We start from the raw sequence: 7,456 nt of genomic DNA, 5'->3' as shown, positions 1-7,456 counted from the left end.
AGCGGCCGGAGTCCGTCATCTACCACGGCGACTACCTGCGGGTGGAGGCGGAGCTCTGCGACCACAAAATCCCCGTCCTCGCCTTTCGCCTCACCGAGCGGGAGGCGTTCGCGGTGGACGCGGAGATGCTGCGGCGGCAGGGCCTGGTGCCGGGCCCGTGGCTGCGGGAGCTGAAGCGGCGCTTCTGCCGGCGGGAGCTGGACCAGGGTCCGCTCACCGTCCTGCGCCGCGAGAGGGAAACGGTCCGCGCAGAGGCGGTCGCCGACCCCGCCGCTCTCTTTGCGGCGATCCGCAGTCCGGCCGAGCCGGCGAGCATCGGCTATCTCACCGACGTCGGCTTCACCACGGAGAACCGGCAGAAGGTGCGCTCCCTGCTGCAGGGGGTGACGCTGCTGGTCTGCGAGTGTTCCTACCTGGCGGCCGATTGCGGCAAGGCGCGGGCCTCCTACCACCTCTGCAGCCGCGATGTGAACGAACTGGCGCGGGAGCTGGCGCCCGCCTTCCTGCTGCCGATGCACCTCTCGAAGAGCTACGTCGGCCGCGGCGAGCAGCTCTACCGGGAGCTGGATATGCCCCCCGGCGTCACCCTGCTGCGCCTCCCCGAGCGCCTCACCCCCCGTCCCCTGCTGCCGGCCGAGGTGGCCGGGCTGCTGCCCTGAAACGACCAAACCGGTTTTTCGGGCCGGACTGCCCAATCCTTTTCAGGCTTCCCTTCCTGGCCGGTAGAAGGCAACGGCGTTGTCGAACAGGACCTTCTTCGCCAGATCCTCTCCCAGCACATCGAGCACCAGCAGCAGGTCGTCGTCGCTGTAGGGGCGCGGCGCCCGGGTGGAGGGGAGGTCGGTGCCGAAAAGCAGGGCCTCGGGATTGGCTGCGCAGATGGCGCGGAGCGCCTCCTTCACTCCAAAATCGACCCGGCCGAAGCCGGTGGCCTTGACCCGCACCCCCCGCTCCACCAGCCGCAGCAGGGTGGGAAAACCCTCCTTCGCCAGCCCCAAGTGGTCGATGCTGACGGCCGGCAGGGCGGCCAGGGTAGCGAAAAGATCGGCCAGGTCCCGGGAGTCGACGTACAGCTCCGCATGCCAGCCGGCGATCTCGTGCACCCGCCGGGCAAAGCTCTCCAGCTTGCCGACCCCCTCCGAGCCGCCGCGCTTCAGGTTGAAGCGGACCGCCCGCACTCCCGCCGCATCGAGCCGCAGGAGCTCCGCGTCGGAAACGGCGGCCGGCAGTTGGGTGACGCCGACGAAAGCGGGGCCGAGCTGCTCCAGGGCAGCCAGCAGGTAGCCCTGGTCGAAGGCCTGGAAGGAGCCGGAGACGATCGCGCCGCCGGCGAGGTTGAAGCTGGCGGCGGCGCGGAGGTAGTCGTCGCAGGTGAAGTTGTCGGGGAGGTAGCCCTGGTTGGGGACGAGGGGAAAGCGGGCGTCGATGATGTGGAAGTGGCTGTCGAAAACCTTGCAGGCGGGCATTTTTCCGTTGAGCATAAATGATGATCCCTTTCCACGCCGGCACCAAAAAGGGGCACGCTGAGCTTTCAGCCTACCCCTTCTTCCTGCCGGCCATTCCGGTTTTTCGTCCAGTCTAATGGCGGGTGAATTTCTTCACCTGTTTTTCGGCCTCTTCCTTGGTAATCCCGTATTTTTCCTGCAGCGTGCCGACCAGTACATCCTTCTCGCCGGCGATCCGCTCCACCTCATCGTGGGTCAGTTTGCCCCACTGTTTCCTGATTTCACCCTTTATCTGCTTCCATTGACCCTTGATTTGTTCGGCGTTCATGATGATCTCCTTTGCTCTTTTGTTTATACAATCGGGTTTCCACCCCACGCTTTCTGCCGAATTCAGGATGCGGCAGAGAGCTTCAGGAGCCTCTGACCCCTAAATCGGCACCTTGTCGACGAGGTCGGCGGCCTCGTCGATGGCGTCATGGGCCACGTTGCCCGCCACGGGGATGATGGAAACGACGGCGCCGACCACCCGCATCGGCACGGTCACGAGCTTGGTGAGAACGCAACCGGTCAGCAGGACCGTGGCCAGCAGCAAACCTAAGAGTCTGATGAATCCCATGATAGCCTCCATCGGTTATGAATTTCTCGCCGCCTCCGTTGCCGGAAACAGCTTCCCTAGCGTCAATTTACCCCAAGGCTGCCGGGGGAGTCAACGCACCCCCAATGTCAGAACCGCAACGAGCGTGACACCTGCTCCAGCACGGGCTTCCATTCGGCGGCCTCCGTCTGCCGGTGTGACAGGGTGAGCTCGATGAGCCGGCCAGCCACCGGGATCTTGTACTGGCTCACCTCCCAGGGGGGCATCCCCGGTGCCCCGGCCCGCAGATAGGGGATGCACAGCGCCAGGTGGTCGTGGATCCGTTCGATCCGCGGGGTTTGTACATCGAGGATTTTGGGGCCGCCGGCGGCCTCCAGTTTCTGGAACGTGACGAGGAGCTCGGCGCGCAGGGCCTTGAGCCCCTCGGGGCCGGCGGCTGCGAGGTCGGCCTGGGTGAAGTCGGCCGGCGAACTTACGTTCAGCTTGATCATGGCGCCGGCCGGAGCGGGGGTGGCGTTGACCGCCAGCAGCTCTTCCTTTTTGCCGCGTGGCTTCTCTATACCCGCCTTGCCGGTGAGGGACTCCCTGGTCGTCTCCAGGTCCTGGCGCGTCGCCGGCGGCTGCACGCTCCACTGCGCCGGGATCTCCAGCGAGATGCCATGCGCCAGCTCGACCCGCCGCAGCGGCGACTCCTGAGCCGGCGCCGGGGCGGCGATGAGGGGAAGGAGCAGCAGCAGGAAGAGCAGCGGTTTTCGCAGAGTCTGTGCGTTCATGGCGGGATACCCCGGACGGCAAAAAGGTTGGCGGCGACGGGCGGTTTCGCCGGGCTTGGTGGATTGCGGAGCCCGGAACGGGTCAATAGCCGCCGCCATGGAATTCGACCAGGCAAAAGCCGTTGCCGAAGGGATCGGCGAGGGTGGCCAGGCGTCCCCAGCCGTACGACGCGATCGCCCCCTCGAGCCGGGCGCCGGCCGCAACCGCCCGAGCCACCGCCGCCGCCACATCGGCCACGACGAAATCGAGGTGGACTGGGGTCCAGTGGCGGCGGTAGCGGCGGCGCTGCCGGACGCCCCCCGCGGCAAGCGTGCCGGCCGGCTTGAGCAGCAGATAGACGGGCGAGGCGGCCCCCGTCAGCTCCACCGCCGTCCCGTCGAAGAGCGTGCGTCCGCGCCGCAGGTCCAGAGCCTGCGTGTAGAAGGCGACGCCCCGTTCGAGGTCGTCCACGTCGATGTTGATCAACAGCTTTGGCGTCATGCGCATGCCCCTTGTGAGCGCAACAGGTTCCGCCATGCCCGTTTTCAAGGGAGCCGGCTCGTGTTGGCCTCCTTGATTAGCTTTGGCTTTGGTTTATAATTTTACAACTTTTTTGAAATGACGGTTTCTATCATAGTGCCCCTGTCCGGCAGCCGCCGGCAACCATCGCCCCTTACAGTGGAGGAAGAAAATGTTGAAACGAAAACTTGCCGGTCTGTTCCTGGTCCTGCTCGGCGCCGTTCTGATTGGCGGCTGCGCCGCCAAAACCACTGACGCGCAAGCCGGTGCCCGTCAGGATGTGCTTTATGTCTGCAATTGCGGTGAGGCATGCAAGTGCAACGCGATGAGCACCAAGCCGGGCAACTGCGCCTGCGGCAAAGAGATGAAATGGCACCACGTGGTCAAGGTCGAGGGGGACGAAGCCCTGCTTTGCACCTGCGCGGAAGGCTGCACTTGCCAGATCGATCCGAAGGTTGTCGCCAAGTGCGGCTGCGGCCAGCCGCTCAAGCGGGTGAGCCTGAAGGGGACGGGGATCTATTTCTGCAACTGCGGCGGTTCCTGTTTCTGCAACACGGTCTCCGACCAGCCGGGCAAGTGCCGTTGCACTATGAATCTGAAGACCGTCATGTAGGTTGTTGCCGGGTTTCCGTCTGGCAAACTTCGAAAGTCGTATGGGGTCGCGTCTACACCTTTCATTTCGTGAATGTGTAGATGCGACCCCTCTTGCGTTGTGGCTTTCTGGAATACCGCACTTTGACAGTTGGTTGAGGGTGTAGTCAGGGCGACGGGGGGTGGGTCACCGATCCCTCGTAGAAGGGGTGACACTCCCCGGGCTCGATGATTTCCCGGACCTTTTTGAGCAACCCGGCCAGCGGACCAGTGAGGGTGCGCAGCAGGCTGATCGGCTGCACCGACGGCTTGGCCAGGGGGCCGGAAATCTCCTCGGTCAGCTTGGCGCACCCCTGGCTGTCGAGCACGGCCAGGGTGATACCGTCGTAGCGGCGCCGGGCGAGGTCGATGGCGCCGTGGACGGCCACCCGGTTCTCCCGGGTCCGCAGGGCGACATCTTTCGTCCTGGCAATGCCGTTCTCGATCGTCCAGTGAAAGGCGACCTGCTCGATGCCCTGGCTTTTCTCCTCGTGCAGTTCCCGATAGGTGCCGGCCAGGTCGAAGCCCCTGGTGAGCAGGGCGCCGACCGGGCCGGCGATGAGATAGGCGCCGACGTCGACCAGGTCGACCTGGTCGGATTTCCGCAGGCTGCGGACGACCCCGTCCAGGTCGAAGCCGTGCTGGGTCAGGTGGTTTCCCGTGACCTCGACCGTCCCGTCGAGATGATTGATGAGGCGCCCTGGCCCGGCGGCGCTGAGGTTCATCCGCACGTCGACGCGCCCCTCGTACAGCGCCCGGCCGGCCAGGGACCGGAACAGCTCCGCCAGCGACAAGCCCTCGGCCGCGAGCTCCAGCCGCCAGTTGGGGTTTGCCCCGCTGCGGTCGGTCTCCAGGCTGAAGGTCGCCTCGCTCCCGTACAGGGTACCCCGCATCGGCGCGGCCCGGTAGACGCCCTTTTCCGCCGAGAGCGTCCCCCGCAGCTGCCGCATCTCGATCCGGTTGACGCGCAGCCGTTCGGCGCGCAGCCCGCCGGCGAAGGCGAGGCGGCCATCTGCGCCGCGGTGAAGATCTCCCAACTCCAGGCTGATGCCGTCGAGTTCCGCGGCGGAGTCGTTGACCCTGTCGATGAAATGGATCGTCCCCCCTGCGGCCGTGATCTTCGCCACCGGCAGGGGCGGCTGCGCCTGCCCCGGTTCCGCCTTCTTGCGCTTCGCCATCCAGCGGGGGGTAATGCTGCCGTCGGCGTCACGGCGGATGGTCAGTACCGGTTCCTCCAGAGTCAGGTTCGCCAGCCGCACTTGCCCGCGCAGCAGCGGCAGCCACGCAATCGTCGCCGTCGCCCGCGGCACCCGCAGCACCTCGGTCTCCCCGGCGCGCACCAAAATGTCGGCGATGACGGCCCGCGGCCAGGGCCAGAGGCGCAGCCGCGTCTCCCCCAGCACCTTCACCTCCAGGCCGAAGGCGGCCGAGAGGCGCACCTCCATACGCTGCGTTAGCGCCGCCAGGTCGATGCGGGTGACGAGCAGCGCCGCGGCCGCCAGGGCCAGGAGCACTGCCGCCGTCAGGGAAAGAAAAAGGGTGCGCTTCCGGGACATGGCATCCTTTGCCGGGAGATTGCCCGTGCTCAGAGTGGGGCAGGAGCCGAGCAGGCAGCGCTGCCTGGAGTCGTGCCCCTGCTAGTGACGCGCCTCGATGAGCGTCTCCTGGTCGAGGGAGGAGGAAAGGCGCGATATTATTTAGGGTAGCATCTTCTGCGGAGGCGGCAAGGAGGGAGGCGAGGGCTTGATCGAGGCTGAATTCGGCGGGGAGGGTGCGGGTGCCGAAGGCGAGGGACTTATCCAGCCGCCGCAGGTCCTCCAGGGCCTGGGCCTGGAACTCAACGCTCCAGGCCAAGCTTCTTCTCCACCTCTTCGAGGGTAAAGCGTTTGCCGCCTTCTTCGAGGCGGGCGATGCCGAGCAGGTAGTCCTCGCGGTCCTGCAAATACTCGGCGATCGCCTCGCGGACGTAGAAGCTCTTGCTGCGGCCGGTCGCCTTGGCGAGGTTTTCCAGGCGTTTCTCCAGTTCCGGGTCTCTCAGGCCGATCATGTGGTAACTCCTCGTTGTTAACTTGTTTAACAAGTTAACTATGCCCGAGGCGGAAGGAAAAGGCAAGGGGCAAGGCAGGTGTGGATGGCGTAGGGGCAGACCCGCGTGTCTGCCCAACCAGGGCGAACACATGGGTTTGCCCCTACCCTGGCGGCAAATAGTCCTCGCGCACGGGCGAGAAGACCTCGATGGCGATGCAGTCGGCGAGGGCGCGGGCGTGGTGGGGGGTGCCACCGGGGATGCACCAGCTGTCGCCGGCTTCGGCAAGATGGGTGGCGGCGCCGATGGTCAGTTCCAGGCGGCCGGCGACCAGGTAGCCGGTCTGCTCGTGGGGATGCTGATGAAGGGGGAGGATGGCGCCTTGTTCGAGGCGGAACTCGGTGAGGAGGGTGTTGGCGCCGAAGACGAGGGTCTTCTGGCGGATTTTGTCGAGGACGGGGTGGTAGCCGGTGGCGGTGGCTTTTTGGAACATGCGGGACTCCTTGAATTTATTTCATGGACTGGCTCCTTTTGGATTCATTGAAAGGTGCCTGTCCCCCTACGGCCCAGCAGTCTTGCAACTCATTTCTCCGCCAGCGCCGGAGCCGGCTGCCGCATATCGAAGTAGAGACTGGTCGTATCGAGGTCAAAGGCGCCGGGAAACGCCAGGCCGATTGCCGGCACGAGGATGATCAGCCCGCCGGCCAGGTCGAGAATGCCCGTCGTGCTGATCTGGAACTTGACCAGGCGCTGCTGGGCGGGGAAGCCCTCCTTGCTCGCACGCACGTCGACCGGCCGGTTGCGCTGCACCGGCACCGCGGCCGGACAGGCGTACGGGGCGCCGTTCACCTGGAGCTGGACGTCCTGTTGGGCGCAGTCGATCTGGACCGTCTGGTTGAATGGCCGGAAGGCGGAGCAGCCGGTCAGTTGGAGCAGGAGGGCGACAGACAGGGCCGTCGCAACGCATTTGCGGTTCAGGTTCATGGCCATATCCTTCGGTGTTTGGGGCAACTAAAAACAACAACAGCCGCCAGCCAGCAAATGCTGATCTAGACGGCTGCCGAATTCACCTTCTCGTTGTAGCGACGGTTGCGGGCATCACACCCCCTCCGGGTTTGAAACACCCACTCTTGATAATCCTTAATCTCCCCTCTGTCAATCTTTTTAACCAGTTGCTCACGCGAAGCCGCGAAGGCCGCGAAGAAATTCGAAAGCCTATGGACGGTCAGACGACTACCAATCGGGCGATGATTAGATTTTGACAACAAGTTGACTTTACTTCGCGCACTTCGCGGCTTCGCGTGAGGCCGATTCAGAGTTTAAGATCACCGCCGATTGCCGAACAGTCGCAGCAGCATGAGAAAGAGGTTGATGAAGTCGAGATAGAGGGTGAGCGCGCCGAGGATCGCCGGTTTGCGCCCCTGCGCCCCGGCCGCCGCCATCGCCTTGATCTTCCAGGTGTCGTAGGCGGTCAGGCCGGTGAAGACG

The 7,456-nt window shown here is 64.9% G+C and carries 12 protein-coding genes; 2 read left to right on the top strand and 10 right to left on the bottom strand.

Annotation, left to right across the window (positions count from 1 at the left end):
* Positions 1 to 659 (top strand): ribonuclease Z (locus tag VD811_12850; protein HXV21868.1); only part of this gene is annotated, 659 nt, incomplete at its 5' end.
* Positions 660 to 701: 42 nt separating this feature from the next.
* Here VD811_12850 and VD811_12845 read toward each other — a convergent pair.
* From VD811_12845 to VD811_12825, 5 genes are all read right to left on the bottom strand, one after another.
* Complete coding sequence (locus VD811_12845) at positions 702 to 1,481, bottom strand: amidohydrolase family protein (protein ID HXV21867.1); 780 nt, start codon at positions 1,479 to 1,481, stop codon at positions 702 to 704.
* A 97-nt stretch (positions 1,482 to 1,578) separates the two neighbouring features.
* Positions 1,579 to 1,773, bottom strand: coding sequence for a CsbD family protein (locus VD811_12840; GenBank protein ID HXV21866.1), 195 nt, complete (start codon positions 1,771 to 1,773; stop codon positions 1,579 to 1,581).
* Between the two features lie 99 nt (positions 1,774 to 1,872).
* Positions 1,873 to 2,061 (bottom strand): DUF6726 family protein, encoded by a 189-nt coding sequence (locus VD811_12835; protein HXV21865.1) that lies wholly within the window; start codon positions 2,059 to 2,061, stop codon positions 1,873 to 1,875.
* Positions 2,062 to 2,168: 107 nt separating this feature from the next.
* Positions 2,169 to 2,813 carry a hypothetical protein gene (locus tag VD811_12830; protein HXV21864.1) on the bottom strand — a complete coding sequence of 215 codons (645 nt, stop codon included), beginning with the start codon at positions 2,811 to 2,813 and terminating at the stop codon, positions 2,169 to 2,171.
* 82 nt (positions 2,814 to 2,895) lie between these two features.
* Positions 2,896 to 3,294 (bottom strand): VOC family protein, encoded by a 399-nt coding sequence (locus VD811_12825; protein HXV21863.1) that lies wholly within the window; start codon positions 3,292 to 3,294, stop codon positions 2,896 to 2,898.
* A gap of 190 nt (positions 3,295 to 3,484) precedes the next feature.
* Here VD811_12825 and VD811_12820 point away from each other — a divergent pair, with 190 nt between their 5' ends.
* Positions 3,485 to 3,925, top strand: coding sequence for a hypothetical protein (locus tag VD811_12820; GenBank protein ID HXV21862.1), 441 nt, complete (start codon positions 3,485 to 3,487; stop codon positions 3,923 to 3,925).
* Positions 3,926 to 4,070: 145 nt separating this feature from the next.
* Here the strand turns inward: VD811_12820 and VD811_12815 are convergent, their stop codons facing one another.
* From VD811_12815 to VD811_12795, 5 genes are all read right to left on the bottom strand, one after another.
* Complete coding sequence (locus VD811_12815) at positions 4,071 to 5,498, bottom strand: AsmA family protein (GenBank protein HXV21861.1); 1,428 nt, start codon at positions 5,496 to 5,498, stop codon at positions 4,071 to 4,073.
* A 281-nt stretch (positions 5,499 to 5,779) separates the two neighbouring features.
* Positions 5,780 to 5,989, bottom strand: a complete 210-nt coding sequence (locus VD811_12810; GenBank protein HXV21860.1) for a ribbon-helix-helix domain-containing protein — start codon at positions 5,987 to 5,989, stop codon at positions 5,780 to 5,782.
* A gap of 142 nt (positions 5,990 to 6,131) precedes the next feature.
* Positions 6,132 to 6,461, bottom strand: a complete 330-nt coding sequence (locus VD811_12805; protein ID HXV21859.1) for a cupin domain-containing protein — start codon at positions 6,459 to 6,461, stop codon at positions 6,132 to 6,134.
* Between the two features lie 89 nt (positions 6,462 to 6,550).
* A complete protein-coding gene (locus VD811_12800; GenBank protein HXV21858.1) occupies positions 6,551 to 6,952 on the bottom strand; it encodes a hypothetical protein in 402 nt (133 codons plus the stop codon).
* 341 nt (positions 6,953 to 7,293) lie between these two features.
* Positions 7,294 to 7,456 (bottom strand): Bax inhibitor-1 family protein (locus VD811_12795; GenBank protein HXV21857.1); only part of this gene is annotated, 163 nt, incomplete at its 5' end.

Source organism: Desulfuromonadales bacterium, from assembly GCA_035620395.1.
Taxonomy (GTDB): domain Bacteria; phylum Desulfobacterota; class Desulfuromonadia; order Desulfuromonadales; family DASPGW01; genus DASPGW01.
This window is presented reverse-complemented; position numbering and strand designations above follow the sequence as displayed.